26 protein-coding genes, 1 tRNA gene and 2 pseudogenes are annotated in these 26,463 nt (G+C 69.3%); 8 read left to right on the top strand and 21 right to left on the bottom strand.

What is annotated here, in order from left to right:
- Window positions 1-2: 2 nt before the first annotated feature.
- From IPJ61_RS15965 to IPJ61_RS16010, 10 genes are all read right to left on the bottom strand, one after another.
- Window positions 3-827, bottom strand: coding sequence for an IclR family transcriptional regulator (locus IPJ61_RS15965; protein ID WP_297109795.1), 825 nt, complete (start codon window positions 825-827; stop codon window positions 3-5).
- A 2-nt stretch (window positions 828-829) separates the two neighbouring features.
- A complete protein-coding gene (locus tag IPJ61_RS15970; RefSeq protein ID WP_297109798.1) occupies window positions 830-1,696 on the bottom strand; it encodes a carbohydrate ABC transporter permease in 867 nt (288 codons plus the stop codon).
- On the bottom strand, window positions 1,693-2,574 hold the full coding sequence (locus tag IPJ61_RS15975; RefSeq protein ID WP_297109801.1) for a carbohydrate ABC transporter permease: 882 nt from the start codon (window positions 2,572-2,574) through the stop codon (window positions 1,693-1,695). The genes IPJ61_RS15970 and IPJ61_RS15975 overlap by 4 nt, the downstream gene beginning before the upstream one ends.
- A 91-nt stretch (window positions 2,575-2,665) precedes the next feature.
- Window positions 2,666-3,955, bottom strand: a complete 1,290-nt coding sequence (locus IPJ61_RS15980; protein WP_297109804.1) for an extracellular solute-binding protein — start codon at window positions 3,953-3,955, stop codon at window positions 2,666-2,668.
- Window positions 3,956-4,241: 286 nt separating this feature from the next.
- Entirely contained in the window at window positions 4,242-5,075 is an 834-nt protein-coding gene (locus tag IPJ61_RS15985; RefSeq protein WP_297109806.1) for a carbohydrate ABC transporter permease, read from the bottom strand.
- A complete protein-coding gene (locus tag IPJ61_RS15990; RefSeq protein ID WP_297109810.1) occupies window positions 5,072-6,166 on the bottom strand; it encodes a carbohydrate ABC transporter permease in 1,095 nt (364 codons plus the stop codon). The genes IPJ61_RS15985 and IPJ61_RS15990 overlap by 4 nt, the downstream gene beginning before the upstream one ends.
- A 5-nt stretch (window positions 6,167-6,171) precedes the next feature.
- A complete protein-coding gene (locus IPJ61_RS15995) occupies window positions 6,172-7,305 on the bottom strand; it encodes a sugar ABC transporter substrate-binding protein (RefSeq protein ID WP_366505864.1) in 1,134 nt (377 codons plus the stop codon).
- Window positions 7,278-7,403 (bottom strand): hypothetical protein, encoded by a 126-nt coding sequence (locus IPJ61_RS16000; RefSeq protein ID WP_297109813.1) that lies wholly within the window; start codon window positions 7,401-7,403, stop codon window positions 7,278-7,280. The genes IPJ61_RS15995 and IPJ61_RS16000 overlap by 28 nt, the downstream gene beginning before the upstream one ends.
- 22 nt (window positions 7,404-7,425) lie before the next feature.
- Window positions 7,426-8,154, bottom strand: coding sequence for a substrate-binding domain-containing protein (locus tag IPJ61_RS16005; protein WP_297109817.1), 729 nt, complete (start codon window positions 8,152-8,154; stop codon window positions 7,426-7,428).
- Window positions 8,064-8,441, bottom strand: coding sequence for a LacI family DNA-binding transcriptional regulator (locus IPJ61_RS16010; RefSeq protein ID WP_297109820.1), 378 nt, complete (start codon window positions 8,439-8,441; stop codon window positions 8,064-8,066). Before IPJ61_RS16010 ends, IPJ61_RS16005 begins: the two co-directional genes overlap by 91 nt.
- 123 nt (window positions 8,442-8,564) lie before the next feature.
- On the opposite strand from IPJ61_RS16010, the pseudogene IPJ61_RS22305 reads away from it, so the two are divergent.
- The 4 genes and pseudogenes from IPJ61_RS22305 to argS all read left to right on the top strand — a co-directional run.
- Window positions 8,565-9,086: pseudogene (locus tag IPJ61_RS22305) on the top strand (glycogen debranching N-terminal domain-containing protein); the annotation flags it as partial.
- 91 nt (window positions 9,087-9,177) lie between these two features.
- Entirely contained in the window at window positions 9,178-10,470 is a 1,293-nt protein-coding gene (locus tag IPJ61_RS16020; RefSeq protein ID WP_297109826.1) for an amylo-alpha-1,6-glucosidase, read from the top strand.
- A 135-nt stretch (window positions 10,471-10,605) separates the two neighbouring features.
- Complete coding sequence (locus IPJ61_RS16025; protein WP_297109829.1) at window positions 10,606-12,195, top strand: xylulokinase; 1,590 nt, start codon at window positions 10,606-10,608, stop codon at window positions 12,193-12,195.
- 42 nt (window positions 12,196-12,237) lie between these two features.
- Window positions 12,238-13,872 carry an arginine--tRNA ligase gene (argS, locus tag IPJ61_RS16030; RefSeq protein ID WP_297109832.1) on the top strand — a complete coding sequence of 545 codons (1,635 nt, stop codon included), beginning with the start codon at window positions 12,238-12,240 and terminating at the stop codon, window positions 13,870-13,872.
- A 5-nt stretch (window positions 13,873-13,877) separates the two neighbouring features.
- On the opposite strand, the gene ppgK is transcribed toward argS, so the two are convergent.
- The 5 genes from ppgK to IPJ61_RS16055 form a co-directional block, all read right to left on the bottom strand.
- Window positions 13,878-14,654, bottom strand: a complete 777-nt coding sequence (ppgK, locus tag IPJ61_RS16035) for a polyphosphate--glucose phosphotransferase (protein WP_297109834.1) — start codon at window positions 14,652-14,654, stop codon at window positions 13,878-13,880.
- A gap of 53 nt (window positions 14,655-14,707) precedes the next feature.
- On the bottom strand, window positions 14,708-16,144 hold the full coding sequence (locus IPJ61_RS16040) for a PH domain-containing protein (RefSeq protein ID WP_297109837.1): 1,437 nt from the start codon (window positions 16,142-16,144) through the stop codon (window positions 14,708-14,710).
- Window positions 16,144-16,659: a PH domain-containing protein gene (locus tag IPJ61_RS16045; RefSeq protein ID WP_297109840.1), complete on the bottom strand. Its 516-nt coding sequence runs from the start codon at window positions 16,657-16,659 to the stop codon at window positions 16,144-16,146. Before IPJ61_RS16045 ends, IPJ61_RS16040 begins: the two co-directional genes overlap by 1 nt.
- Window positions 16,656-17,303 (bottom strand): DUF1707 SHOCT-like domain-containing protein, encoded by a 648-nt coding sequence (locus IPJ61_RS16050; RefSeq protein ID WP_297109843.1) that lies wholly within the window; start codon window positions 17,301-17,303, stop codon window positions 16,656-16,658. The genes IPJ61_RS16045 and IPJ61_RS16050 overlap by 4 nt, the downstream gene beginning before the upstream one ends.
- Before the next feature lie 62 nt (window positions 17,304-17,365).
- Window positions 17,366-19,318 (bottom strand): FAD-linked oxidase C-terminal domain-containing protein, encoded by a 1,953-nt coding sequence (locus IPJ61_RS16055; protein WP_297109846.1) that lies wholly within the window; start codon window positions 19,316-19,318, stop codon window positions 17,366-17,368.
- Window positions 19,319-19,377: 59 nt separating this feature from the next.
- Here IPJ61_RS16055 and IPJ61_RS16060 point away from each other — a divergent pair.
- The 3 genes and pseudogenes from IPJ61_RS16060 (at window position 19,378) to IPJ61_RS16070 (ending at window position 20,297) form a co-directional block, all read left to right on the top strand.
- Window positions 19,378-19,451: transfer RNA gene (locus tag IPJ61_RS16060), tRNA-Gly, on the top strand.
- A gap of 55 nt (window positions 19,452-19,506) precedes the next feature.
- Window positions 19,507-19,881, top strand: a pseudogene (locus IPJ61_RS22310) (DUF2231 domain-containing protein); the annotation flags it as partial.
- Between the two features lie 53 nt (window positions 19,882-19,934).
- Window positions 19,935-20,297, top strand: a complete 363-nt coding sequence (locus tag IPJ61_RS16070) for a cytochrome b5 domain-containing protein (RefSeq protein ID WP_297109851.1) — start codon at window positions 19,935-19,937, stop codon at window positions 20,295-20,297.
- A 24-nt stretch (window positions 20,298-20,321) separates the two neighbouring features.
- Here IPJ61_RS16070 and IPJ61_RS16075 read toward each other — a convergent pair whose 3' ends face one another.
- Window positions 20,322-21,188: an exodeoxyribonuclease III gene (locus IPJ61_RS16075; protein WP_297109854.1), complete on the bottom strand. Its 867-nt coding sequence runs from the start codon at window positions 21,186-21,188 to the stop codon at window positions 20,322-20,324.
- A gap of 20 nt (window positions 21,189-21,208) precedes the next feature.
- Between IPJ61_RS16075 and IPJ61_RS16080 the strand changes: the two genes are divergently transcribed.
- Window positions 21,209-22,303 carry a GNAT family N-acetyltransferase gene (locus tag IPJ61_RS16080; RefSeq protein ID WP_297109857.1) on the top strand — a complete coding sequence of 365 codons (1,095 nt, stop codon included), beginning with the start codon at window positions 21,209-21,211 and terminating at the stop codon, window positions 22,301-22,303.
- On the opposite strand, the gene IPJ61_RS16085 is transcribed toward IPJ61_RS16080, so the two are convergent.
- The 5 genes from IPJ61_RS16085 to IPJ61_RS16105 all read right to left on the bottom strand — a co-directional run bounded on the left by IPJ61_RS16085 (window position 22,300) and on the right by IPJ61_RS16105 (window position 26,461).
- Window positions 22,300-22,956, bottom strand: coding sequence for an HAD family hydrolase (locus IPJ61_RS16085; protein ID WP_297109860.1), 657 nt, complete (start codon window positions 22,954-22,956; stop codon window positions 22,300-22,302). The genes IPJ61_RS16080 and IPJ61_RS16085 overlap by 4 nt on opposite strands.
- Window positions 22,957-23,045: 89 nt before the next feature.
- Window positions 23,046-23,906, bottom strand: a complete 861-nt coding sequence (locus IPJ61_RS16090; RefSeq protein WP_297109863.1) for a MetQ/NlpA family ABC transporter substrate-binding protein — start codon at window positions 23,904-23,906, stop codon at window positions 23,046-23,048.
- Between the two features lie 88 nt (window positions 23,907-23,994).
- The gene (locus tag IPJ61_RS16095) at window positions 23,995-24,684 is read right to left on the bottom strand and encodes a methionine ABC transporter permease (RefSeq protein ID WP_297109866.1); all 690 of its coding nucleotides are present in this window, start codon (window positions 24,682-24,684) and stop codon (window positions 23,995-23,997) included.
- A complete protein-coding gene (locus IPJ61_RS16100; RefSeq protein WP_297109868.1) occupies window positions 24,681-25,691 on the bottom strand; it encodes a methionine ABC transporter ATP-binding protein in 1,011 nt (336 codons plus the stop codon). Before IPJ61_RS16100 ends, IPJ61_RS16095 begins: the two co-directional genes overlap by 4 nt.
- An 89-nt stretch (window positions 25,692-25,780) precedes the next feature.
- Window positions 25,781-26,461, bottom strand: a complete 681-nt coding sequence (locus tag IPJ61_RS16105) for a type II toxin-antitoxin system PemK/MazF family toxin (protein WP_297109871.1) — start codon at window positions 26,459-26,461, stop codon at window positions 25,781-25,783.
- Window positions 26,462-26,463: the final 2 nt, after the last annotated feature.

Here is a 26,463-nt window from a genome sequence, read left to right on the forward strand (position 1 = left end):
GGTCAGGCCTTTCTATGGGGGCGGCGGGGCGCGATGTCGCCCATCGCCGCGGAGATCTCGCGGGCCGCGTCGATGGCGGACTGCGCGGTTGGTCGAAGGAGGTGAGAGGTGAGGGTCTCCGCGCGGGTGGAGACCTGGATCGCGCCGAGCACGCGGCCCGAGGCGCCGAACACGGGTGCGCCGACCGCCCGGAGCGCGGGAGCGAACTCGCGATACTCGATGGAGTAACCCCGCACGCGGCTCCTCGTCAGTTCGCTGCGGAGCTCGGTGGGGTCGGTGATCGTGCGGGAGGTGACGGCGGCCAGGCCGGTCTTGATCACGTGGTCGATCCAGGCGGGATCGCCCGCCGAAAGGATCGCCTTGCCCGCGGCGGTGCAGTAGAGCGGGCGGCTCTCGTCGGAGGCGATCACCTCGACGTGCGCCTTGCCCGGCTCCCGGACAAGGACCAGCATCTTGAGGTTCGTGCCGTCCCGCAGGCCGATCGAGGCGGTGGCGCCGCGGACGGGCCAGCTCCACCCGGCCAACACGCCCGCGGCGATGCTGCGCAGGTCGATGTCCGCCAGGTAAGAGTTGGCCAGCCGCAGGGTCGCCTTGCCCAGGTGGAAGCAGCCATGCTCGTCGCGTCGCAACAACTCCGCCTCGATCAATGGCGCCGCGAGCCGGAGCACCGTGGAGACATGGACGGAGATCTGTTTCGACAGCTCCGTGGCCGTGACTCCCTTGCCTGCGCCGGCCGAGGCGGCCACCGCCTCCAGCAGCCGGACTCCCCTTCTCAGCGTCGCGGAGCTGTTGCGCCCCTCGCCGACGGCGACTCCATCCATGGTCATGGCTACCCCTTCACCGCGCCCGCCAACCCAGAGACCAGGTGCCGCTGGACGGCGACGAAGAACACCAAGACCGGGATGGTCATGATGACAGACCCTGCCATGATGGCGCCCCAGTCGTTCTGATCCGGCTTGAAGAAGTTCAGGATCGCAAGGGGGAGGGTCTGGTTCTCCTGCGCGGAGATGATGAACGTCTTCGCGAAGAGGAAGTCGTTCCAGGTCGAGATGAACGAGAAGACACTCACCGCGACGAGACCCGGCGCGACCAGCGGGAAGAGGATCGACCAGGTGAAGCGGAAGCCGCTGGCGCCGTCGAGCTTTGCCGCCTCCTCCAACTCGACGGGAACCGCGGCGACGAAGCCCCGCAGCATCCAGACCGCAAACGGAATCGAGAACCCGATGTGGACAACCATCAACGAGCCGAGATGGTTGAGCCCGATGGCGGGGATCACCTCGCCGAAGCCGCGGAACATGAAGAACATCGGGATGGTGAGGGCCTCGATCGGCACCATCTGCGCCACGAGCAGCATGATCAGCAGCTTCGTCCGCCACGCGAACTGATACCGGGTGAGGGCGACGGACGCGAAGAAGGCCAGGAGGATCGCGCCGAACACCGAGACCACCGCGACGATGACCGAGTTCAGGAAGTATTGCCAGAAGTTGTTGACCGACAGCACCCGAACGAAGGAGTCGAACGACGGCCGTGCCGTCCACGGCGTCGCGTCGCCCGCGTTGAGTTCGATGGTGGGCCGCAGCGCGGAAAGCACCATCCAGTAGAGCGGGAAGGCGATGGCGAGGGCGGCGGCGATGCCGATCCCGTTGGTCAGCAGGGAGCCGGGGCGGAGACGTCGGCGCGAGGTGGCGGTGCTCATATGAAGTCTCCAGACCGTCGTTGCACCCGGAGGTAGACCATGGTGATCAGCAAGAGGAGCAGGGTCATCACGACGCCGATTGCGGCGCCCTGCCCGTACAGCGAGGACGCGAAGGCCTGCTGGTAGGAGTACACGTTCAACACGAGGTTCTGGCCGTTGATGCCGCCCCCGTTCGTCATCACGTAGATCTGGGTGAAGAGCTTGAAGTCCCAGATGATCGACTGGATGGTCACGACGATGATCATCGGCCGGAGCAGGGGAACGATGACCTGCCAGACCAGCTGCCAGGTGCTGGCGCCGTCGAGACGGGCCGCCTCGATCACCTCGGTCGGAACGCCGATGATTCCCGCGTACAGCGTCACCATGACGAACGGGAAGGAACACCAGGCCACCTCGGCGCCGACGAGAGCGAAGGCCGAGAACTTGTCGTAGGTCCAGGAGTGGCCGAAGAACTGCTCGAACCCGAGCCCGACCAGCAGCTTGTTGACAAGGCCGAGGGTGGGGTCGAAAAGGAACATCCACACCGCGGAGCCGGTCATGGCCGGTGTCGCCCAGGCTCCCAGCGACGCAAAGAAGAGGACGTTGCGCACCCAGGGCCTCAGCCGGGTGGCGAGTACCGCCAGACCGCCGCCCACCAGGATCGTGACGACGACCAGGACGGCCGCGAAGCCGACGGTGTTCTGCAGCACCTGCCAGAACTTCGGGTCGCCGAGCAGCTTGGCATAGTTGCCGAGGCCGATGAAGTTCAGCGGCGCGTTGCCCGAGACCTGCGCCTGCCGGTAGTCGTAGAGGGAGATGACGACCAGCTGATACAGCGGGTAGACGAGCAGGGCGCCAAGCACCGCGATGGCCGGAACCAGATAGAGCCATGGCTCCATCGGGGACCCGGAGCGGCGGCTCCGTGGCCGCCCTGCCCGGGGAGTGGGCGAGAGGACCCCGCCCACCCCCTGTGCCGATGGGGTCGTCACGTCACTGCCCCGCGAACACGTCGTTCATGGTGGCGGCTGCCTGCGCGGAGGAGGCCTCGACGTCGGCCGCCCCGGTGACGACGCTCTGGATCAGGCCAGGGATCACGCCCTGCGCGTCGATGGTGTTCCAGGCCGCCGTGACCGGCACGAACTTGGTGCCGGCGGCGATCGTCTCGATGAACGGTGCCATCTCCGGGTTGGACGAGGCGACAGTGGACTGCACGTCCACGAACGTGGGCAGGTTGCCCATCGCATCGAACATCTTGGCCTGGTATTCCTTGCCCGCGAGCAGCTTCACGAAGTCGCCGGCGAGCGTTGCGCGCTGGCTGGACTTGAAGACGCCGAGATGATTGCCCCCGGCGAACGCGGGGGCGATGGTGCCGGCCTCGACCCCGGGCAGGGGGATGATCGCGTAGGAGTCGCCGATCTCGGACTCGTCGACGGCCGCCACGTTGAAGTTGCCGCCGATCGTCATGCCGGCGCCACCGGCGACGAACTGGGCGACGGAGGCGTTGCCGCCCCACTCCGCGCAGGTCGCAGGAGGGCAGATGTCGTCGGAGATCAGGCGCGTGTACGCGGCGAGCCCGGCCTTGGACTCGGCGGAGTCGAGCCCGGACTTCCACGCGCCGTCGCTCTGCACGGCGAGCTCGCCGCCGTGAGCCCAGAGGTAGGGCATGTAGGCGAACTGCGCGGCGCCGCCGGTGGAGATGCCGACCATCTCCTTGTCTGCCGCGCGGATGGCCAGCGCCGACTGCTCGATCTCGGCCAGCGTCGTTGGCGCCTTCAGGCCGAGCTCCTCGAAGACGTCGGTGCGGTAGAAGAGAGCCCGGACGCCGACGTACCACGGCACGGCGTAGCTGACGCCGTCGATCTTGGTGGTCTCGAGCGCGGCGGGATCCAGGTCCTTGCCTTCGTCCCAGCCCGAGATGAGCGACGTCAGGTCGGCGAGGCCCCCGGCGTCGACATAGCCGGCGAGGTCGGTGTTGCCGAACTCCGCGACGTCGGGTGCCGACGACGGGTCGTTGAAGGCCGCGCGGAACCGCTCGGACCGGGTGTCGACCGGGATGTACTGCACGTCCACCTTGACACCGCTGTGGGAGGCCTCGAACTGGCTGACCGCCTCACCGACGATCTTCTCCTTGGGAGCCTGGTTGACCTCGGAGAAGAGCCAGACGCGGAGCGTTCCGGTCTCCTCGTCCGCGGTGTTGGCCGGTCCGCTCGCCTGCGGGGGTGTGCAGGCCGCAGTCGCGGCTAGCGCGATCGACGCCGCGATCAGGGCGATTTTCCTCATTCTGTCCCTCCTGGGTGTGCCGCCGTGTGACGCCTACGTCACGCGGTGCGATGACCGTAGGCGTCGACGGCGCCAGAAGGCTCCGAGGGAGGGACCGATTGGTGCGATGCACAAGAAGGTTCCGAAAGCTATCGCAACGTGACGATGATGATGCCTCAATGAGTGCAATGCACACGTCTGGTCGGTCCGTGGATGGGCACACGGAAAGGCCGGGAACCCCGTCGGAGTTCCCGGCCTCCCGGGCCCCGTGCGCTCGTACCCCCCCAGGCGTGCGACGGGGCTCGTCTTACCCCTTCTCTGCGCCCTCGGTCGTCGACATGATCCTGCGCTGGAAGATGAAGAACAGGATCGCGACGGGGATCGTCATCAAGACCGCGGCGGCGAGCTTCAGCGGGAACTGATTGCCCGAGCCGAGCTGGCCGGACACCAGAGCGCCGACGCCCGTCGTGAGCGTGTGCAGCTCTGGGCTCTGGCGCGAGATGATGAAGTGCGCGAACTCGTTCCACGAACCCTGGAAAGACAGGATCGTGAGAGTTATCAGCGCGGGCGTGGCCATTGGCAGCGTCACGGACCAGAACCGCCGGAACACGCCCGCGCCGTCGATCCGCGCTGCCTCCTCGATGGAGGCGGGGATCGAGTCGAAGAACTGTTTCATGATGAAGATGCCTGCCGCGTCGACGAGCAGCGGCAGGATCATGCCGAAGTACGTGTCGAACATGCCCAGCTCCTTGATGACAAGGAAGCGCGGCACCATCAGCACCACCGAAGGCACGGCGAGCACCGCGATGAAGACGCTGAACACCACCGACCTGCCGCGGAAAGGAAGCCGCGACAGCGCATACCCGGCGAGCGAGTTGAAGAACACCCGCGACACCGTGACGATGACGGCGATCACCACAGAGTTCATCGCCCAGCGGGGCAGGTCGGTGCCGAAGAACAGCCGCTCGTACGCGGCGACGGTGAACGGCGAAGGGATGAGCGCGAGCGGGTTGTTCGTGGCCTCCGCGTCCGTCTTGAAGGACCCCATCACCGCGATCAGGAAGGGGTAGAGGTACATCGCCGCGAGCGCGATCAGCACCGCGTAACCGGCGATCAGGCCGGCGGTCAACCGCTGCTTCATCGCTTGGCCCCCGTTCGCTTCGAGCGTCCGAAACCGGACGGGTCACGGTCGGCCAGCGCGAGCCGCTGGATCATCGTCATGACGATGATGATCAAGAAAAGCACGAACGCGATCGCCGCGGCGATCCCCGGCCGGTTGCTGCTGAAGGCCTGGTCGTACGCCAGGAACGCCGGGCTGGTCAGCGTCGGCGCCGCGGGCGTGCCGCGCGTCAGGTACACCTGGTCGAACACCTGCCAGGTGCCGATAAGCCCGAGCGTCAGGACGGTGAACAGCGTCGGACGCAGCATCGGCAGCGTGACGTGCCAGAACGTCTGCCCCGGAGTGGCGCCGTCCATCACGGCCGCCTCGCCTACCTCGCCGCCGATGCTCTGCAGACCCGCGAGGAACAGCAGCATGAACGTGCCCGACGTCGTGAACACCGCCATCGCGATGAGCACTGTCTGCGCCACCGAAGGGCCGCCCACCCAGTCCCATGGCGTGACACCGAGGAAACCCGCCTGATCCCAGCCCGACGGGGCGGCCTTCACCCCGAAGAACCCGTACACCTTGTGCAGGACGCCTGAGGGGTCGGCGAACCAGTTCGGGCCGTTGATGGAGAACCACTTGAGGACCGCGTTGACCGCGCCGCTGGCCTGGAAGAGGAAGAGGAAAACGCCCGTGATCGCGATCGACGATGTCACCGAGGGGAAGTAGAACGCCGTCCGGAAGAAGCCCTTCGCGCGCAGCAGCCGTCGATTCACCTGGATGGCGAGGAACAGCGCCAGCGCGGTCTGCAGCGGCACGACGAAGACCACGTAGTAGACGTTGTTGCGGATCGAGCGGCCGAACAGCTCACGGGTCAGCCCGTCTTCGGTGATGATCTTCGCGTAGTTGTCGAGGCCGATGAAGTCGACCCGAGGGTTGTTGATGGGGGAGAACCGGCCGTTCCAGTTCGTGAACGACACCCAGAGCGCCAACAGGATCGGCGCGATCAGGAAGACCCCGATGATCACGATGGCCGGCGCCACGAACAGCCAGCCCGCCGCACCCTCTCTCCGGGTGAGGCTCCCGCGGCCGCGGCGTGCCGCGGGAGCCACCTGGGTTCCGGTCACTTTCCCTAGCCTTGGGCCGACTTGAGCGCGGCCTCGAGCTGGGTCTGGACTTTGTCGAGCACGGCCTTCGAGTCCGCGGAGGCCAGCGTGGTGATGGCGTTGTTGAGCTCGCCGACGACGTCGGAGGCGCCCTTGAATGCGACGGGGGTGGTGGCGTAGTCGGCGCCGGCCACGAACGCCTGGTTCTCCGGGAACTTCTCCGCGTAGGTGGCGGCTGCGCCCGTCGTCGACGGGATGACGCCGAACGCGTCGGAGAACTTCAGCTGCTGCTCGTCGGAGGTGAGGAACTCGACGAGCTTCTGGGCCGTGGCGGCCGTCTTCTGGCCCTCGGCGATGCCCCAGCAGTTGGAGAACGTGAAGGTGCCCTTGCCGCCAGGTCCGGCGGGCAGCTCGATGACCTGGTACTTGACATCAGGGAAGTCGTTCTTGAGCGCGCCCGCGATCCACGGGCCTTCGATCACCATGGCGGCCTTGGCGTTGCCGAACGCCTCGCCACCCCAGCCTGCACCGAGGTCGGCGGGCCACTTCAGCGAGCCGTCGTCCAGCATCGACTTCACGAAGTCGAGCGCCGCGATGTTCTCGGGCGAGTTCGCGGTGACCGTTCCGTCCTTCATGAGCCCGCCGCCCGCCTGGGCCATGAACACGCCGACTCGGGCGTACTCGGCGCCCATCGCGAGGCCGGCTGCGCCGTCGACGGAGAGCTTCTTGGCGACGGCATGCAGGTCGTCCCAGGTCTTCGGCAGGTCGGCGTCGGTCAGGCCGGCGGCCGCCCAGAGGTCGGTGTTGATGACGAGGCCCAGCGTGGAGAAGTCCTTCGGTGCGCAGATGAACTCGCCGTCGAAGGTGAAGGTGTCCTTGAGCGACTGGTAGAAGTCGCCCGCGTTGGGCAGGTTCTGCGCGTAGGGCTCCAGGTAGCCGTCGCTGGCGTAGGTCTGGAACTGGTCCCAGCTCATGTAGAACAGGTCGGGCGCCGCGTCGCCCGCGAAGCCCTGCGCGAGCTCTTGGTTCAGATCCGAGGCCGGGATCACCTTGACGGTGGCGTTCGCCGTCGCGGCCCAGGCGTCGGCGGCGGCCTGGACGGCGGTGGTCTCGGCGTCGCCTGACGACCCGATCAGGATGGTGAGCGACCCGGGCCGCAGCCCGGAGGCCGGGGCGGGGGCGGCCGCCCGCAGGCGGCGAGGCCGAGCGCGACGGCGCCGGCCAGGGCAGCCGCGGCAAGCGTCTTCGTGGATTTCATGATGCGTCCTTTCATTGCGGGGCTATGCCCTGTGGGGTGCGATGGGGAAGCCCCAACGCGGGTCGTGCCTGACGATCAGGCGGGGTGGGATGAGACCCCGGCGGGTCTCGCCCGGGTTGTCGAGCGCGGCCAGGATCCGTTTCGCGACACGTGCGAGGTCCTGGTCGACGCTGCTGAAGCCGAAGCTCGCGGCGAGCGGCGTGTTGTCGAAGCCGACGATGGGGACGCTGAGCCCGCTGGTGCGGACCGCTGCCACCATGCCGACGGCGAGGGAGTCCGAGGCGCAGACCACGGCGTCGGCCCCGGCGGCGAGCAGCGTGGGGGCGGTGTCGATGGCGAGCGAGATGTGGTCCTCGGAGACGGCGTTGAGGGCGGCGATGTCGTCGTCGGAGTAGCCGAGCTCGGTGCGGACGACGTCGGCCCATCCGCCGCGGCGGTCATCACCGGTGGCCGAGCCCTCGGGCCAGCCGAAGAACCCGATGCGGCGGAAGCCGCGTTCGATCAGCTCGAGGGTCGCCTCGGCGGTGCCGCGGCGACCGTCGACGTCGACCCAGGAGTGGGGGGCGGTCTCCTCGCTGCCCCAGGGTCGGCCGAAGGCGACGAAGCGGAGGCCCTGAGAGGAGAGCGCCTCGATGCGGTCGTCGTTCTGGTGCGTGTCGGTCAGCACGAACTCGTCGACGAGGCTCTGGGCGGTGAGACGCTCGATGGTGCGGACCTCCTCGTCGTCGGTCTCGGCGGGGAGGAGCAGCACGTGCTTGTCATAGGCAGCTGCCGCGCGCTGAGCTCGTGCAGCAGACGGTCGATGAGGACGCCCGCGACGTTGTCGCTCGTGGGGCGCATTCGCAACCCGATGTTGCCGGTGCGCTGCTGCCGCAGCATCCGGGCCCGGACGTTGTGGGTGTAGCCCAGCTCGTCGATGGCCGCCCGGACGCGGGTGAGGGTCGTGTCCTTGACGATGTCGGGGTTGCTGATGGAGTTGCTCACCGTTTGGGGCGAAACTCCGGCGAGCGCGGCGACGTGGGCGAGGGTGACGGCCACCGATACCTCCTGAGTCCTTAGATCGATCTAACTTTGGCCTCCACTGGCTCTTGGATCGATCTAAGAAACACGCTAGCGTAAAGCCACCCCAATGTGAACCCCTGATCGCGAAACTGAGGTGGCATGAGCGTTACCGGCGAAGGCCAGCAGCCCTTCCTCAACGACGAGACCGTCGTCCTCGTCGCGCCCACGCAAGTCTGGTCAGGACGGAGCGGCGACTACTGGTCGCGCCCCATCCACGGGCTCTACCACGCCGACTGGCGCCTCATCCGGTCCGCGGAGCTGCGTGTCGACGGCCTGCCGATCGAGGTGGCCGGGGTGGCGACCGAGCCGGGCCGGCTCATCGTGCGTGGCCTCGCCCGCAGCGTCGACGATCACACCGCCGACCCGCGGGTGCTCGTGGAGTGGCGGCGTACGGTCGAGCCCGGCCTCGTAGGGGAACGGCTGCGCGTGGTCAACGGGCTGACCGAGGTCGTGCACGTTCCCCTCGAACTCGCCTTCTGCATCGAGTTCGCGGAGATGCAGGCCATCAAGGAGGGGCGTCGCCGGCCGGTCGTCGTCGACGTGACCATGACTGACGGCGAGGTCCGAGCCAGCGACGGCGTCCGCGAGGTCCGACTGTCCGCGCGCGGGGCCGAGCTCTCGCTCACGGGAAGCCTCGCCACCGTTTCGACGGTCATCGAACTACCCGCGAAGGGAACGGCGGAGAGGGTGTCCATGTCGCGCAGGGGACGCCGTGGTCCCGGACGCGCAGAGGGTCGCGCCCAGCGGCGACGCCGCCCTCGACCGCTGGGCTGCCCAGGCGCTCGCCGACTGCCGCGCCCTCCTCCTCGACGCCGGCGACGGCCCGTTCGTCGCGGCTGGTGCGCCCTGGTTCCTGACCCTCTTCGGCCGCGACTCGCTCATCGCCGCGCGGTTCCTGCTTCCCGTCTCGACGAGCCTCGCCGCAGCCACGCTGCGCACGCTGGCCGCGCGGCAGGGCACGAAGACCGACGACGCAACCGCCGAGCAGCCCGGCAAGATCCTGCACGAGGTGCGGGCGGGTGCTTTCACGCTCCCGGGGGAGGGGCTAGCGCTGCCGCCGGTGTACTACGGCACCATCGATGCGACCGGGCTTTGGATCATCCTGCTGCACGACGCCTGGTGCGCCGGGCTCCCCGACGATGAGGTCCGCGCGCTCCTTCCCGCGCTGCATGCCGCGCTGGGCTGGCTGCGCGACGACAGCTGCCCCGACGACTCGGGCTTCCTCAAGTACATCGACACCACCGGGCACGGCCTCGCGAACCAGGGTTGGAAGGATTCCGGCGACTCCATCCGCTTCCGCGACGGTGCGATCGCCGCGGCCCCCATCGCCTTGGCGGAGGTTCAGGCCCAGGCTTGCCTCGCTGCAGAGTCGGCCGCGGCGCTGCTCGACGCGTTCGACGGCGACGGCGCCCCCTGGCGCGAGTGGGCCGAGGCCATGCGGGTCCGTTTCCGCGCGGCGTTCTGGGTGGAGCGCGACGGCGACCGGTTCCCCGCGGTCGCGCTCGACGGCGCAGGCGTCCCCGTTGACTCCAAGACCTCCAACATCGGCCAGCTCATCGGAACGACGCTGCTGAGTGCCGACGAGGAGTCCGCGCTCGCCGAACTGCTGCTCGAGCCGCGCTTCGCGTCCGGCTTCGGGCTGCGCACCATGGCCTCCGACGAGGCGGCGTACTGGCCGCTGTCCTACCACTGCGGAAGCGTCTGGGTGCACGACACCGCCGTCGCGATCGAGGGGATGCTTCGCGCGGGGCTCACGGCGCCGGCGCAGGAGCTGGCCCGCCAGCTGGTGCGCGCGGCGGACGCGTTCGAGTCGCGTGCGCCCGAGCTGTTCGGCGGGTTCGGCACGGACGAGAGCAACCGCCCGATCAGCTATCCGTCCTCGTGTCGGCCCCAGGGATGGGCGGCCGCCGCCGTCGTCCCGGTGCACCGCGCGCTGACCTTCTCGTGTCCTGCTATGGCTCCCTCCTCCGCCTTGTCGCTCATCCCGCCTGACGCCGCGTCCTGATCGGCACCTAGGTGCGACAGACCAGTAGCCCGCCGACGCCGGATCGTCGGGCCGCATGTATGTGACCGTTCTCATTCCGGTAGGCTTCTCCCGTGAACGCCGCGCGACCGCGCGGGTCGGACTGTGGAGGTCATCGTGGATCAGGCAGCGCGCGAGGCGGTTCAGAACGCGGACACGTCGTTGGGCATCGAGTTCGGCTCGACACGCATCAAAGCGGTGCTGATCGGGCCCGATCAGCAGCCCATCGCCACCGGCGGTTACGAGTGGGCCTCGAAACTGGAGAGCGGCGTCTGGACCTACGACCTCGACGCCGTCTGGACGGGCCTGCGCGCGGCGTACGCGGAACTCGCCGCGAACGTCGAGTCGGCCACCGGTGTCGTCCTGGAACGCGTCGGCGCGCTGGGCTTCTCCGCGATGATGCACGGCTACCTCGCCTTCGGGGCCGACGGTGCCCTCCTTGTGCCGTTCCGCACCTGGCAGAACACGCTTACCGCCGAGGCGTCGGCCGTCCTCACGCCGCTTTTCCAGCACAACATCCCTCAACGGTGGAGCGTCGCGCACCTCTACCAGGCCGTCCTCGCCGACGAGCCACACGTGGCCGACATCGCGTTCCTCACCACGCTGGCCGGGTACGTCCACTGGCGGCTTTCCGGCGAGCGCGTGCTGGGTGTCGGCGACGCCAGCGGCATGTTCCCGATCGACGTCGCGACCGGCAGCTTCGACGAGCGCATGCTCGCGCAGTTCGACGAGCTTGTTGCCGATCGCGGCTACCCGTGGCATCTCGGCGCACTGCTCCCCACGGTGCTGCCCGCGGGCCAGCAGGCGGGTGCGCTGACCGCGGAGGGCGCGGCGCTGCTCGACCCCACCGGCCGCCTCCAGACGGGCATTCCCATGGCGCCTCCGGAGGGCGACGCCGGCACCGGCATGGTGGCGACGAACTCCGTCGCCCGCCGCACCGCCAACGTGTCCGCTGGCACGTCGATCTTCGCGATGGTCGTCCTCGAGGGCCCGTTGCGCAGGCTGCACGAGGAGATCGACCTCGTCACCACGCCCGCCGGCGACCTCGTCGCCATGGCGCACTGCAACAACGGCACCGTCGACCTCAGCGCCTGGGTTTCGTTGTTCGGCGAGGTCGCCGCGGCGCTCGGCGCGGCGGTCGACACCAACACGCTGTTCGAGACCCTCTATCGGTCGGCCCTCGACGGCGACGCCGACGGCGGCGGCATGCTCGCCTACAACTACCTGGCCGGCGAGCACGTCGTCGGCATGGAGGCCGGGCGCCCGCTGTTCGTGCGCACGCCCGAGAGCCGGTTCACGCTGGCCAACTTCACGCGCACGCACCTCTTTGCGTCGCTCGGCGCGCTCCGCGTCGGCATGGACGTCCTGCTGAAGGATGAGGGCGTGCAGCTTGACTCGATGTTCGCCCACGGCGGCCTTTTCAAGACGAAGGGCGTCGCGCAGGGCTTCCTCGCGGCCGCCATGAACACCCCGGTCTCCGTCGGCGACCTCGCGGGCGAGGGCGGCGCCTGGGGCATGGCGCTGCTCGCGCAGTACCTCCGCATCGGTGAGGGATCGCTCGCCGAGTGGCTCGCCGGTGCGGTCTTCGCCGACGCCGATGTCGTGACCCTCGAGCCCGCGCAGACCGACGTCGAAGGCTTCGATCGCTTCATGACGCGCTACCGTGCCGGCCTTGCCATTGAGCGCGCGGCGGTGGACGCGCTCTAGCCGGCTTGGGGGGCGACTCCCGGGAGTGCCAGAATGGCGCGCATGCAGTCACTCCCCGCCCTTCTCGATGCCCGGTTGCGCGCGCTCACCGACGTCGACCCGGAGATGCGCCCGGCCACCAAGCCGCAGTTCGGGCACTTCCAGTCGAATGTCGCGCTGCGCCTGGCGAAGCAGCAGGGACGGCCGCCGCGCGAGGTGGCCGCGGACATCGTCGCCCAGCTGGACCTCGACGACCTGTGCGAGCCGCTCGAGATCGCGGGGCCCGGGTTCATCAACTTCCGCATGCGCACCGACGTTCTCGCCGCGGCGGCGACCGCGCTGCTCGAAGACCCCGACGGCGGCATCAACATCGTCGCGTTCCCGCAGCGCGTCGTCATCGACTACTCGGCGCCGAACGTGGCGAAGCAGATGCACGTCGGGCACCTGCGCACCACGATCATCGGCGACTGCTTCAACCGCGTCCTCACTGCGATCGGCCACACGGTCATCCCGCAGAACCACATCGGCGACTGGGGCACCCAGTTCGGCATGCTGGTCGAGGAGGTGCTCGACGAGGGCCTCGACGCCGGGACGCTGACGCTGCCGGAGGCCGACGCGCTCTACAAGCGGGCGTCGACCAGGTTCCGCGCCGACGAGGAGTTCGCCGCCCGTGCGCGCGCCCGGGTTGCGCTGTTCCAAGGCGGCGACGAGCAGTCGCTGACCATCTGGCGCCAGCTCGTCGACATCTCCAAGCCGGCGTTCAACGAGGCCTACCGGCGGCTCGGCGTGCTGCTGACCGACGACGACCTCGCGGGCGAGTCGACGTACAACGACGACCTCCCCGTGCTGGTGGAGGAGTTGGAGGCCTCCGGTGTGGCCGTGGAGGACCAGGGCGCGCTGTGCGTGTTCGTCGACGGCTTCGACGCGCCGCTGATCGTGCGCAAGTCGGACGGCGGCTACGGCTACGCGACGACCGACCTGGCCGCGATCCGCCGCCGAGTGGGCGTGCTGCACGCCGACCGCATCATCTACGTCACCGACGCCCGCCAGGCCGGCCACTTCGCGGAGATCTTCGCCGCTGCCCGGAAGGCGGGCTTCCTGCCCGACGACGTCGTGGCCCAGCACGTCGGCTACGGCATGGTCCTCGGCAACGACGGCAAGCCGTTCAAGACGCGCGACGGCTCGGCGGCCACGCTGGAGTCGCTGCTCGACGCGGCCGAGGAGGAGGCGGCGCCGAACATCGCGCTCGCGGCCATCAAGTACTCGGACCTGAGCAGCGGCCTGCAGAAGGACTACGTCTTCAACGCCGAGCGGATGGTCAAGACCACCGGCGACACCGGCCCCTACCTGCAGTACGCGCACGCCCGCGCGTCACGGATCCTCCGCAACGCGGAGGAGCAGGGTCTCGGCTACGGCGCCGTCACCGTGCTGGAGGAACCGGTCGAGCAGCAGCTCGCGCTGCAGTTGAGCGGCTTCGGCGACGTCGTCGACGAGGTTGCGGCGCAGCTCACGCCGCACAAGCTGTGCGGGTACCTGTACGAGCTGGCGGGCACGCTTGCGTCGTTCTACGAGGCGTGCCCGGTGCTGAAGTCGGAGGGCGATGTCCGCGCCTCCCGGCTCGCGCTCTGTGCCGCGACGAAGCGCGTCCTGGCCAAGGGCCTCGACCTGCTCGGGATCGACGCCCCCGACCGGATGTAACGCCGCTATTTGTGCAGCGGGTCGGGGTGCTCGGCCAAGTCCTTCGCGGCAAGCGCGGCGCCGATGATGCCCGCCTTGTTGCGGAGCTTCGCCGGGATGATCTCGGTGTTCAGCTCCAGCAGGGGACCGAACTTGTCCCAGTCCTTCGACACGCCGCCGCCGACGACGAACAGGTCAGGTGACAGCAGCATCTCGACATGGCTGTAGTAGCGCTGCAGCCGCTTCGTCGCCCACTTCTCGTAGGTCAGGGCCTCCCGGTCCTTTGCGGACGACGCGGCGCGCTTCTCGGCGTCGTAGCCGTCGATCTCCAGATGCCCGAGTTCGGAGTTGGGCAGGAGGACGCCGCGGTAGATGATCGCGGAACCGATGCCGGTGCCGAGCGTGGTGAGCACGACAAGGCCCGGGTGGCCCTGCGCGGCGCCGAAATGCACCTCGGCGAGGCCCGCGGCATCGGCGTCGTTGACCAGCGTGATCTCGCGGCCGAGGCGGTCAGAGAAGAACTCGTCGGCCTGCAAGCCGGCCCAGTCCTGGTGCAGGTTCGCGATGAACGGGACCCGGCCGTGCACAACGGGGGCAGGGATGGTCAGGCCGACGGGGGTGTCGCCGATGTCGTCGGCGAACTCCGCAATGATCTCCGCGATGACGTCAGCGACGTTGCTGGGGGTCGACTCCGCGGGCGTCGGGATGCGAAGCCGCGGCTTGGCGAACTCGCCCGCCTCCAGGTCAACGGGCGCGCCCTTGACGCCCGAGCCACCAACGTCGATGCCGAGAAGAATGCTCATGAAAGCGAAGCCTAGCGGCCACGGGTTCCCTGCGCTGCGCGGAACCCCGGAAATCAGGGAGCGACGGCGCGAGCCGCGCGAGCCAGCGAGACCTGATCCTCCAGTACCTGCCTGGCGATCGCGGCATCCAGGTGGTAGATCTCGAGGTTCACCGGGCCGGTGGTGGTGTGGATCTCGATGCTGGCAAGGCCCAACCGACGCTGCAGTGGGCCCTGGCTGATGCTCGCCGACTGCATCCGGCGGTGCGGGACGATCGAGCGGGTCTGGGTGAGCAGACCGTGCTGCGCGACGATCACGTGCTCGCCGATGCCCCAGGTGTGGGTGTCGAACGTGAGCGGGGTGAGCCAGCGCGCGCGCTCAGGTTGTGGGTGCGGCGTGATCTGCGACAGGTCGACCTCCGGCCAGATCGCGTCCAGGACCCGCAGGACGTCTTCCCAGGTGCCGTAGGGGAGGAGAACCGCGTTGGTGGCATGGTCCTCGTCCTCGATGGGGTTGCCGTAGCCGAGCACCGTGACGCTCATCTGGTACAGGCCGGTGACGCGATGCAGGATGTCCTGCCGGATGGCGATGGCCTGGATCCGGCTGGGGCGCAGGCTCTGCGACTTGGTGCTCAGCGCGCCGCGACGTACGCGGAGGGCGCCGTCCTGCCGTGTCATGCGGAAGCCCCAGTTTCCGCCGGTCTGTCGCCAGGCCCAGCCGACGATGCCGATGATCGCGGCCCACTTCGTGAAGGTGGTGTGGGTGAGGAACGAGATGGCGAGCACGATGCCCGCGCCTGCCAGCGCCCACAGGGTCGCGGTGGAGAAGAACGTGCCGAGGAGGAGGTTCCGCGGCGGGATCGCGACGACGAGCTCCTCCGGCGCCTGCGAGATCCCGCCTCCATCGAGGCCGGCGGGCGGGGACGTGGAGAGGGGCTCACCGCCCGGGGCCGCGGCGTCCCGAACCTCGCCCTCGGAAAGGATGCTCTCAGGGAGGTCGCCCTCGGGAAGCGCTCCCGCCGCCCCCTCCGGGGCCGACGGCGCGGCCGTCGCCCGGTGGCTCCGCGCCTTGGCGATCAGGTGCGCGCGGAGTGCCTCGGCTCGCGCGAGCGAGAGATAGACGAGGTCCTGGCCGCCCGCGCCGCCGACGTCGATGTGGACCTTCGCCAGGCCGAGGATCCGCGCGGCGAGTGGCTGGGTGAGGTCGACGGACTGCACCTTCGTGTAGTCGATCCTCGTCGACGTCTGGGAGATGAGGCGCCGCTCGATGCGGAACTCGTCGTCGTCGGCGATGAACGTGGTGGTGCGCCAGGTCAGCAGGCCGCTGATGCCGGCGATCGTCGCGACGGCGAGCAGGCCGAGCCCGATCCACAGCGTGCTGCCACTCAACCCGTCGAGCCCGCCGCTCTCCGTCATCTCGCGGATCACGAGGAAGGCGCCGGCGCCGAGCGAGATCGCGGCGCGCGCGAGACCTGTCAGCGGGCTCGGGCGCTCGACGACTTTCGCCTCCACTAGATCCCCGCCTGCTGCTGCTCGCCGCGGCTGATCAGGCGGTCCCGAAGGGCGGCGGCGTCGTCGGCGGCGAGGCCGGGAATGGTGATCGTGCCGCTGGTCGAGGATGTCACCATCTCGACCGAGGCCAGCCCGAACCGGCGATCGATGGGCCCGGAATGCACCTCGACCAGCTGCATCCGGCCGTAGGGGACGCACTGCAGGTGGCGCCGCCACAGGCCGCTGGTGAGGTAGACGTCCTCGTCGCGCTCGGCGTATCCCCACCGTCGGAACACGCGCGGCGCGCGAACCATGCGCCACACGATCCAGGGGACGGCGACCGCGGCCAGCAGCCACGGCGACCACGAGGGACCGAAGAGGTACAGGGCGGCGACGCCGATGCCGAAAAGGATGGTCCAGGTGATGGGGATGAGCCAGAGCTTCATCCGCAGATAGTTGGGGTGCAGCCGCCGCCACGCCACCCCGGGCGGCGCGAACAGATCGTCGAGGGGGGTGGGGCCAGCGGTGTCGGTCACCTCACAAACTTCTCATACTTTCGTTGGTTCGCGACACCTGGGCCCAGCACCTTGACGTCGCCCATCACGACGGTGCCCTGCAGGTTGAGCACCATGCCGTCCGGGCGCGGGCGCAGCCCGTCGACCTTTGCGTCGCTCATGATGGCGTTGACGCCGGAGAGGTTCACGTCGACCCCCTCAGGTACGCGGATGCGGAGCTCGCACATCAGACCGCCGACGTTGACGGTGGTAACGCGGGACGCGAACGTCGCGCCGACGAGGTCGATCCTCACATCGCCCAGCCACGCGTTGAGTGTGACCTCCGGCGCTATGATGCCCACAGCTCCCGGCTTGAAGCTCGACATGAACGCGTTGCCGCCCGTGAAGTCCGAGACCGCGGGTAGGTAGCCGGGAACGGTGGCGACAGCGGGAGCGATGAGGGGCGCGGGGCCAGACGCTGCGGGGCGGGTGCGGGGCACCAGGTCGGTGGTCAGGACATTCAGGTCGCCGAAGGTGCGGGCATCGTAGGCCTTCGCGATCCGGTCGGCGTGCTCCTCGAAGGTGATCCGACCCTCCGTGTAGGCGTTGTTCAACACCTGGGCGACGAGTTCGCGGTCGTGATCGGCGCAGCGAAGCGCCTCAAGTCGGGTCGATTCGGAAGCCATAGGCCGAGTCTAGGTCCGGGGGCGGCGCGGCGCATCGGCCCGAGAGCCCTTTCCGGGGCGGTTCAGGGGGAGCCCTGACCGCGCCGACGGAGGCGTCGCACCGCCGATCCCACCGCGGCGACCGCGGCCCCCGCGAGCGCGATCGCTGCCGCCCGGGTGCCCTTCCTGCGCAGGAGCCTCCCCGGCCTGTCGGCGCGCGGGAGGAGGTCGACGTCGTCGGTGTCGATGCCCAGCGGGCAGTCCGCGCCATGGCCGTCGACGGACGGCCGCTCGACGGGATAGGCCTCGTAGTCGGCGGCGACGGCGGCGACGAGGGCCTCGTCGTCGCGACGGGCGACGAGTTCGCGCTGCAGCACGATCTGCTGCCGGGGCGTGAGCGCGACGCGGTGGGTGCGGGTCTCGCAGTAGCCGCACTCGATGCAGCCGTTGAGCTCCGGCCTGATCTGCGGCATCAGCTTGAGGTTGCGCAGGTGCTCGCCAGGGTCGTCGGAGATGAGGACGCCGGGGTTGAGCACGCCGACGGGGTCGAGGAGATGCTTGATGGCGAGCATTACCTCGTGCAGCTCGTCCCCGTACTGGGCATGGACGAACGGCGCCATCGCTCGCCCGGTGCCGTGCTCGGCCTTGAGCACGCCGCCGCGCCGTAGGACGGTGCGGACGAGGTCACGGGTGAACTTGCGGTAGCGCAGCAGGCCAACGGTCTGGCTGAAGTCCTCGCTGAGCAGGAAGTGGATGTTGCCGTCCTTCGCATGCCCGAAGAGCGGGACGTTCGGGATGCCGTAGCCGTGCTTGTCGAACAGCTTGTCGAGGTCGGCGAGCGTGGCGGAGAAGCTGTCGAGCGGCACGCAGATGTCTTCCATGAGCGTCGTCACGCCCGAAGGGCGCCCGCCCGCGACCCGCGCGTACAGGCCGCGGCGCAGCGCGACGAGGGTGCTCAACTGCTGCGGCTCGGTGAGGAACCCGGTGGTCGCGACCGTTGTGAGCTTCGCGAGGCGGTCCTTCGTCACGGTGATGCGCTGCGACAACGTCGCCGGGCCGATGTCATGCAGTTCGATCAGCAGCGCCGCCTCCGTCGTCAGGGTGGCGTTGCGGAGGAATGCGGGCGCGGACGGGTCATGCTGGAGGACGCGCAGACAGGCAACGTCCATCAGTTCCAGCGCCTCCGGAGTGAGGTCGAGGAGGGTGGCCGACGCGGTGGCAGCGGCTTGGGGGTCGGGGAAGAGGACGAGCGCCGCGGCGACGCGGTCGGGGACGGGCACGGTGCGGAACGTGGCTTCCGCGATGAACGCCAGCGTGCCCTCACTGCCGACAAGGAGGTGCCGGATGATGTCGACGGGGCGGTGGTACTCCAGGAGCGCGTTGATGCCGTAGCCCATGGTGTTCTTCATGCCGAACAGCCGGTTGATGTCGCGGATCGAGTCCGGGTTGGTGCGCAGGCGCTTCCGCAGCATGTGCAGCCCGCCGACGAGTTCGGTCTCTTCGAGGCGGAGCGTCATGTCGGCGGTGGGGTCGGCGGTGTCGATGATGCGTCCGCTGGGCAGCACGAACACCATGGACTCGACGGTGTGGTAGCTGCTCTGGGCGATGCCGCTGAGGATTCCTGCGGAGTTGTTGGCGATGATTCCGCCGATCGTGCAGGCGACGGCGCTCGACGGGTCGGGTCCGAGCCGTCGGCCGTGGGGTGCCAGGGCGGCGTTGACGGCGGCGAGGGTGGCGCCGGAACCCGCGCGGATGCGGAGTCCGTCGTCGAGGATCTCGATGTCATCGAAGCCGCCGCCGACGTCGACCAGCGTTCCGTCGGTGACCGCCTGCCCGGTCAGGCTCGTGCCGCCCGCGCGGAAGGTGAGCGGGCGCCGTCGGCTGGCGGCATCGACGATCAGCGCCGCGACCTCCTCTACGTCGACGGGTCGGGCCACCTCGGCCGGGGTGAGGAGGAAGTGGGAGGCGTCGTGCGCCATCGCGAGCCGCGTGATGGCGCGCGTGTCACGCTCAACTGGGGCCCCCACGCTGTCCACGCGTCCACCATACCCAGCGAATGCGCCCCGCCCTGGGAAGCTGCTAACCTTGTCGGCACGCGGGCGTAGCTCAATGGCAGAGCGCTAGCTTCCCAAGCTCGATACGCGGGTTCGATTCCCGTCGCCCGCTCCAACTGCCTCAGTAGAACTCACAGCCAACGCACAGGGTTCGTCCGTAGTCTCCCTCCATGTTTGATGAGCTCCTCGGCCTGCCGGTCCATCCGTTGCTCGTACACCTCCCGGTCGTGCTGCTGCCGCTCGTGGCCCTGGGCGTCATCGCGCTCGCCGCGCGGCCGGCGTGGCGGCCCCGGTACGCCGGCCTGGTCCTCGTGTTCGCCGTCGTCGCCGCTCTCGGCGCCGTCGGGGCGATGCTGTCCGGCAACGCGCTCGCCGCCCGAGTCGGGCTGCCCGCGACCCATCAGGCGTTGGGCACCGCGCTGGTCGTCAGCTCGATCGCCCTCGTGGTCGTCGTCGGCCCGTGGCTGTTGCGGGTGCGCAAAGTGCCTGCGGATCAGGCGACAACCGCTCAGTCGACGATGGGATGGATCTCCGCGGCGGTCGCCGTCGTTGTCCTCGGCCTCACGGTCCTGACCGGGCATTCCGGAGCCACCGCCGTGTGGGGCGGAGTCGGAGCCACGCCAACCGCGGCACCGGCCACCGACCCGGCGACGCCCGCGCCGTCGGACACCCCGGAACCGACCGGTTCCCAGGCCGCGCCGACGGAGTCGACCCCCGCGGAGCGACCGGGTACACCATGGACGACGTCGCGGCGCACAACACCGAGGCGTCCTGCTGGGCGGCGATCGACGGGAATGTCTACGACCTCACCGAATGGATCGGCCAGCACCCGGGCGGCTCCCATCGCATCCTGCCCCTGTGTGGCACCGACGCCACCGCCGCGTTCACCGCGCAGCACGCCGGCCAGGCGCGGCCGGCGAGTGAACTCGCTTCCTTCCTCCTCGGGCCGCTGGCCGAGTGAGGGCCTCGCACGTGCTGGAAGGCGCTACCGCGACTGCGGGAGCTTGACGCCGCGCGCCCCGCGCCGAGGAGCCGACGGCGGCGGCACGACGGGGCCGATGTCGCCGTCGGGCGCGAGGTCGAGGTCGACGATCACCGGGGCATGGTCCGAAGGGCCGGCGCCCTTGCGCGCCGCGCGGTCCACCCAGGCCGCCTGCACCCGCGCCGCCACGGGTGCCGAAGCCAGGATCAGGTCGATCCGCATGCCGAGGTCCTGGTGGAACATGCCGGCCCGGTAGTCCCAGTAGGAGAACACCCGCTTGTCCGGCCAACGGTCGCGGACGACGTCGCTCAGCCCTGCATCGATGAACGCGGCCACCGCGGCCCGCTCCGGCTCGGTGACGTGCGTGTGGCCGACATACGCGGCCGGGTCGAAGACGTCGGCGTCCGCAGGGGCGATGTTGATGTCGCCGCACAGGGCGACGTCGGCAGGACCTGCGGCGACGGCGTCGCGGAGAGCGGTCAACCATGCCAGCTTGTAGGCGTAATGCTCGCTGCCCGGCTCGCGGCCGTTCGGCACGTACAGGCTGTGCACGCGGACGCCGGCGCAGGTCGCACTGATGGCTCGCGCCTCCGCGCGGCCGTCGTAGTCGGGCTGGCCGGGAAAGCCGCGTTCGACATCGTCGAGGCCCACGCGGGACAGCAGCGCGACACCGTTCCACTGCCCCTGGCCGTGGCTAACGGCCTCGTACCCGAGGTCGGCCAGCGGTGCCGCGAGGAGCGTGTCGAACGCCTCCGTCGTGAGCTTGGTCTCCTGCAGACACACCACATCCGGGCGCCGCTGCTCAAGCCAGGGCAGCAACCGGGGAACCCGCTGCTTGACCGAGTTCACGTTCCACGTGGCGATCCTCATGACGCCACAGTAGCGTTCGGGTGACGACGAACCTTCAGGACAAGCTCATGCTTCACATCCACGAACTCCCGCTCCCCGACCACCACGGCGACCCGCACTGGCAGGCATACCAGGAGCTGCTCACCCGGTGGAACCACGAGCTGCTCGGAGGCCCCGGGTGGGACGTGTCTGCGGAGACCAACCTTGCGCAGTCCCGGGCCGCCGAGAACGACATCCGGGTGGAGCGCTTCCTCGCTTACAGCGACGCCGCGGCCCTCGGCTACGCGACGTTGCGGATCAACGTCCGCGACGACCCCGAGGCGGGCAGCGTCATCGTCTATGTCGCGCCTGAGGCCCGCGGGGCCGGGGTCGGGCGTCGGCTTGCTGCGCGCCTGGAGACGGCGGTCTGTGACGCGGGACTTGCGCGGCTCAACGCCTGGCTGGAGACGCCGCTGCCGACCGGCGAGCAGTTGGCCCCGGAGACGGGAGTGGGTGGGGTGCCGGCAGAGCATCCCGGGGTGCGGATGGCCCAGGCGTACGGGTTCGTGCTCGAGCAGGTCGAGCGGGTGAGCCGCTACGACTTCGCCGCGCCGCTCGTCGACCCGCGCGACGCGCTCGCGGAGGCGCGAGCCCGTGCCGGCGACGAGTACGAGCTCCTCGTCTGGGAAGATGCCGCTCCCGACGACCTACTGGACGGGATCGCCGCGCTGAAGAGGCGCATGCTGACCGATCCTCCGACCGGCGGTCTCGTGGTCGCCGAGGCGAACTGGGATGCCGCGCGCGTGCGAGAGGAGGAGGAAAGGTACCTCCCCACGGTGCGGATCTGGCGCACGGCCGCGCGTCACCGGCCGACGGGTGCGGTCGTCGCCCTGAGCGAGTTGACCCGCGACCGTTCGAACCCCGAGGGGCTCGTGGGTCAGGGCGACACGATCGTGCTGCCCGAGCACCGCGGCCGCCGCCTCGGGATGCTAGTCAAGGCCGCGAACCTGATCCAGGTGCGCGAGGCCTCCCCGGACGCCGAGGCGATCTTGACCTGGAACGCGGAGGAGAACCGCTACATGCTCGACGTCAACGAGGCGCTCGGTTTCCGCCCTTACCTCGTGGAGGGCGCCTTCCAGCGCAGGCTAGTGGCCTAAGCTCCGAGGATGATCGCGGCGACCTGCTCAGGCGACGAGACGACGAGTTCGGCGCCTGCCTCTCGCAGCTGCTCCTCGGAGCATGCGCCGGTGGTGACCCCGAGAGGGCGCATGCCCGCCGCGAGGGCCATGGCGACGTCGGACAGCGCGTCGCCGACGTACCAGGTGTCGGCGGCAGTCACGCCCAGGAGGTCCAACGCGAGCAGCGCCGAGTCGGGTGCAGGCTTGCCGCGCGGCACCTCGTCGGTGCCGACGAGCACGTCGACCAGATCGCGGATTCCCATGGAGACCAAGAGATGGTCGGCGATCGCGTGTGTCTTCGCGGTGACCACCCCGACGGCGAGGCCCGCCTCGCGCAGGCGCCGCAGCAAGGCCCGCGCGCCAGGGAGCAGCAGCGTCTCGCCGTGGAGATCGACGGCGCTGCGCCAGCGGATGCGGTAGGCCGTGATGATCTCCTCGATGCGGGGGTCGTCCTCGGGGAGCTCCGTCAACCCGGCCAGTGCGACCTCCAACGGCCGCCCGATATAGGGCACCACGTCCTCGGGCCGCACCAACGTGCCGAAGCTCGTGATGGTCTCGGCGATGTGGTGGGCGATGACGGGGACGGTGTCGGCGAGCGTCCCGTCGAGGTCGAAGACGACTGCGGGCTTCATGGCCCCACTCTATCCGGGTCAGGTGTCCTGGTAGGTCGGCAACGCGAAGGGCCGCCCCGCGGAGCGGGACGGCCCTTCGCGTGGGTAGATCAGCCGGGGATGACGTCGCCCGAGGGCCACGTCGTCTTGATGAACTCGGCGACCTCCGGGGAGTGCAGCAGCTCCTCGAGCTTGGCCACAGCCGCGTTGGTGTTGTCCTTCCGCCACACGAGGATGTTGGCGTAGGGGTTGCCCTCGACCGTCTCGCGCGCGATGGCGTCGTTGGTGTTCAGGCCTGCGGACAGGATGAAGTTCGAGTTCACCACGGCGGCGTCGACCTTCGGGTCGTCGACCAGCTGCACGATCACCTCGGGCTGGTTCTCCTCGAAGGTCAGACCCTTCGGGTTCTGCTCGGCGGTCAGGGTGAGCACCGTCGAGTCCGCCGCGACGCCGGTCAGCAGGCCGGCGCTCTCCAGCAGTTTCAGGCCGCGGTTCTGATTGGACACGTCGTTGGTGATGGCGATCACACCGCCATCGGGGACCTCCGCCGCGGAGGCGTGCTTGGACGAGAACAGGGAGAGCGGCTCGATGTGGACGCCCGCACCGTGCTCGAACTCGTAGCCCTTCGTTGCGATCTCCTCCTCGAGGTAGGGGAGGTGCTGGAAGTAGTTGGCGTCGATGTCGCCGCCGGCGAGGGCCTCGTTCGGCAGAACGTAGTCGGTGAACTCTGTCACCTCGATGGTGATGCCGGCGTCTGCCGCGAGGTTCTGCTGGATGAACTCCAGGATCTGGGCGTGCGGGACCGGGCTGGCGCCGACCTTGACGGTGGTCACCTCCGTCGAGGTCTCGGTCGGGTTGGCTGCGGTCTTGCTGGTGCTCGACGCCGGGAGGGGCTCGGCGGAACCACCGCAAGCGGTGAGGGCGAAGGCGGCAGCCAACGAGGCGGCGATGATGGGGATAATCTTTCGCATCCGGATTTCTCCTTGTGCTCGGGGCCAACAACAAGTTGACCGATTATGGGCCGGCCGAGGGATTCGGACCGGGGAACTGAGGGGTGGATCAGCGGTGGTCGACGGCCTTGCTGATGCGCTCGCCGACGAACTGGATGATCTGCACGATGAGGATGATGAGCACCACGAGGAAGATCATCACGTCGGGTTGGAAGCGCTGGTAGCCGTAGTTGTAGGCGAGTCGGCCCAGGCCGCCGCCGCCGATGAGGCCCGCCATCGTCGAGTACCCGACGAGCGTGACGAGCGTGGTGGTGACGCCGTCGACCAGCGTGGGCATGGCCTCGGGGACGAGCACCTTGCGGATCGACTGCATGCGCGTCGAACCCATGGCGTGCGCGGCGTCCAGCTTGCCCGAGGGGACGTCGCGCAGGGCTGTCTCGACAAGGCGGGCGAAGAACGGGACCGCGCCGATCGTCAGCGAGATCGACGCCGCGATCGGGCCGATGGCCGTTCCGACGAGGAGCTTCGCCAAGGGCATCAGCGAGATCATGAGGATGGCGTACGGGAACGAGCGCGTGATGTTGACCACGATGCTCGACAGCACGACGTTCAGCGCGCGATGCTCCGCCATGCCGCCAGGCTTGGTGACGAACAGCACCACGCCGAGCGGCAGGCCGAGCACGATCGTGAAGATTCCGGAGAGACCCACCATGATGATGGTCTCCCACAGCGCGGGCAGGGTCGCCTTCGCGATGGCGGGGTTGTTGAGGAAGTCGCTGAGGGCGTCGAGCAGAATCATCGCCGGGCCTCCAGTTCCTCGGGGCGGGTGAGTCGCGCGTCGGCGCCCTGGGCGCGCAACGCGTCGATGACGGCCTGCGGGTCCGCCTCGGGCGGCACCGCGATGCGCAGGTGGGAGAACGTCGTCCCGGCCAGGTGCTCGACGGAGCCAGCCAGGATGTTCAGTTCGGCCCCGACGATAGCGGAGGTGTGAGCGACGACCGGCGTCGCGGCCTTGTCTCCCGAGGAGAGGACGTCGACCAGCGTGCCCGGGAAGTGGCCGACCGATGCGTGCGGCGGGATCCCGAGGAGCGCCTGGCTGAGCCGACCGTCGAGCTGGCGCACGACGTCGGTCAGCGGCCCGGACTCGAGGATCCGGCCGCCGTCGAGCAGCGAGACGGAATCACAGATGCGCTTGACGACGTGCATCTCGTGCGTGATGACGAGCACCGCGAGCTTGGCGTGAGCACGGAGCTTCACGATGAGGTCGAGGATCTCGTCGGTGGTCTTCGGGTCGAGCGCGGAGGTGGGCTCGTCGAAGAGGAGGACGTCGGGGTCGGTGGCCAGCGCCCGCGCGATGCCGACGCGCTGCCGCATGCCGCCCGACAACTGAGCGGGGTGGGCCTCGCCCGCGTCGGCCAGACCGACGAGGCCGAGGAGTTCCTCGACCTTCTCGCGGCGCTTCCTCTTGTCGACGCCGATGAGCTCAAGCGGGTAGGCGACGTTGTCGGCGATGGTCCGCGAGTCGAAGAGGTTCGCCTGCTGGAACACGAGCCCGATGCGACGGCGCGCCGTGCGCAGGGCGTCGGAGCGGGCGGCGGTGAGGTCGACCCCGTTGATCTCGACGGTCCCCGACGTCGGGCGGTCGAGGAGAGTGAGGCAGCGCACGAGCGTCGACTTGCCCGCGCCCGAGTGCCCGATGATGCCGTGGATGGAGCCCTCGGGAACGGTCAACGACACGCGGTCGAGTGCGCGCACCTCGCGCTTACCCTGGAAGTAGACCTTTGAGAGGTCCGTCACGGTGATCATGCGGCTCCTTGAACTTGCGTAGTTCATTCAATCAGGGCGCGCGGACAATCCCCGAATCACGGAGAGGGGCGTTCACCAGCGGCGGAACCTCAATAGTGGCGCCGGACCTCAGTGGCGACCGCGGCGAAGACGCGCTCGTCGAGAACCGCGCCGATGCGGCGCACGCCCCCGGGATCTATCCGCACGATGCGGTTCACGCGCACCTCGCTGGGACGGCGCTGCGGGTCCCAGGCCCCCGCGCCGATGTCCAGCCAGTAGCGGCCGGCGCGCGCCTCCTGCGCGGCGTCGCGGTCGTGGTCCTGCGAAGTGACCTGGAGCCCCAGCAGCCACGGGCCGTCGCGCCCGATCAACAGCACCGGGCGATCCTTTCCCTCCGCGTGATCCTCCTCGTACGGCACCCAGGTCCAGACGATCTCGCCCGGGTCGGCCTCGGCGTCGTGGCGCGGTTGATAGACGATCGTCGGGCGCTGCGTGTAGTCGCCGGGATACAGCAGGGGACGACCGGTCTGTGTCGACGGCTGGGGCCGATTGGCCGAGGAGGTCTTGGGTGTGGCGGCCGTTCGCGCGGAAGCGGGAGGCTTGGGCTTGGCCGTCGTCCTCGGCTGCGGGCTCGCCTTGGTGCGTGCCTTCGGCTTGGGCGCCGACTCACGCTTCGGGGCACTCTTGCGGGTCGAGCGCCGCTGCTGCCGCGTGGCGCGGTCGAGGGCGCGCTCCGCGACCTCGCGCAGCACGGTCAGCACGCCGTCGAGGAACCCGTTGGAGTTGGCCATGG

The organism is Tessaracoccus sp., assembly GCF_016714275.1.
GTDB lineage: Bacteria > Actinomycetota > Actinomycetes > Propionibacteriales > Propionibacteriaceae > Arachnia.

Coding starts and splice junctions, on each gene's coding strand:
- argS (WP_297109832.1), top strand. CDS start 12,238: ATGCAGTCACTCCCCGCCCTTCTCGATGCCCGGTTGCGCGCGCTCACC.
- IPJ61_RS15980 (WP_297109804.1), bottom strand. CDS start 3,955: ATGAGGAAAATCGCCCTGATCGCGGCGTCGATCGCGCTAGCCGCGACT.
- IPJ61_RS16100 (WP_297109868.1), bottom strand. CDS start 25,691: ATGATCACCGTGACGGACCTCTCAAAGGTCTACTTCCAGGGTAAGCGC.
- IPJ61_RS15970 (WP_297109798.1), bottom strand. CDS start 1,696: ATGAGCACCGCCACCTCGCGCCGACGTCTCCGCCCCGGCTCCCTGCTG.
- IPJ61_RS16105 (WP_297109871.1), bottom strand. CDS start 26,461: ATGGCCAACTCCAACGGGTTCCTCGACGGCGTGCTGACCGTGCTGCGC.
- IPJ61_RS15985 (WP_297109806.1), bottom strand. CDS start 5,075: ATGAAGCAGCGGTTGACCGCCGGCCTGATCGCCGGTTACGCGGTGCTG.
- IPJ61_RS16090 (WP_297109863.1), bottom strand. CDS start 23,906: ATGCGAAAGATTATCCCCATCATCGCCGCCTCGTTGGCTGCCGCCTTC.
- IPJ61_RS15965 (WP_297109795.1), bottom strand. CDS start 827: ATGACCATGGATGGAGTCGCCGTCGGCGAGGGGCGCAACAGCTCCGCG.
- IPJ61_RS16075 (WP_297109854.1), bottom strand. CDS start 21,188: ATGAGGATCGCCACGTGGAACGTGAACTCGGTCAAGCAGCGGGTTCCC.
- ppgK (WP_297109834.1), bottom strand. CDS start 14,654: ATGAGCATTCTTCTCGGCATCGACGTTGGTGGCTCGGGCGTCAAGGGC.
- IPJ61_RS16000 (WP_297109813.1), bottom strand. CDS start 7,403: ATGAAATCCACGAAGACGCTTGCCGCGGCTGCCCTGGCCGGCGCCGTC.
- IPJ61_RS15975 (WP_297109801.1), bottom strand. CDS start 2,574: ATGGAGCCATGGCTCTATCTGGTTCCGGCCATCGCGGTGCTTGGCGCC.
- IPJ61_RS16050 (WP_297109843.1), bottom strand. CDS start 17,303: ATGGCTTCCGAATCGACCCGACTTGAGGCGCTTCGCTGCGCCGATCAC.
- IPJ61_RS16085 (WP_297109860.1), bottom strand. CDS start 22,956: ATGAAGCCCGCAGTCGTCTTCGACCTCGACGGGACGCTCGCCGACACC.
- IPJ61_RS16095 (WP_297109866.1), bottom strand. CDS start 24,684: ATGATTCTGCTCGACGCCCTCAGCGACTTCCTCAACAACCCCGCCATC.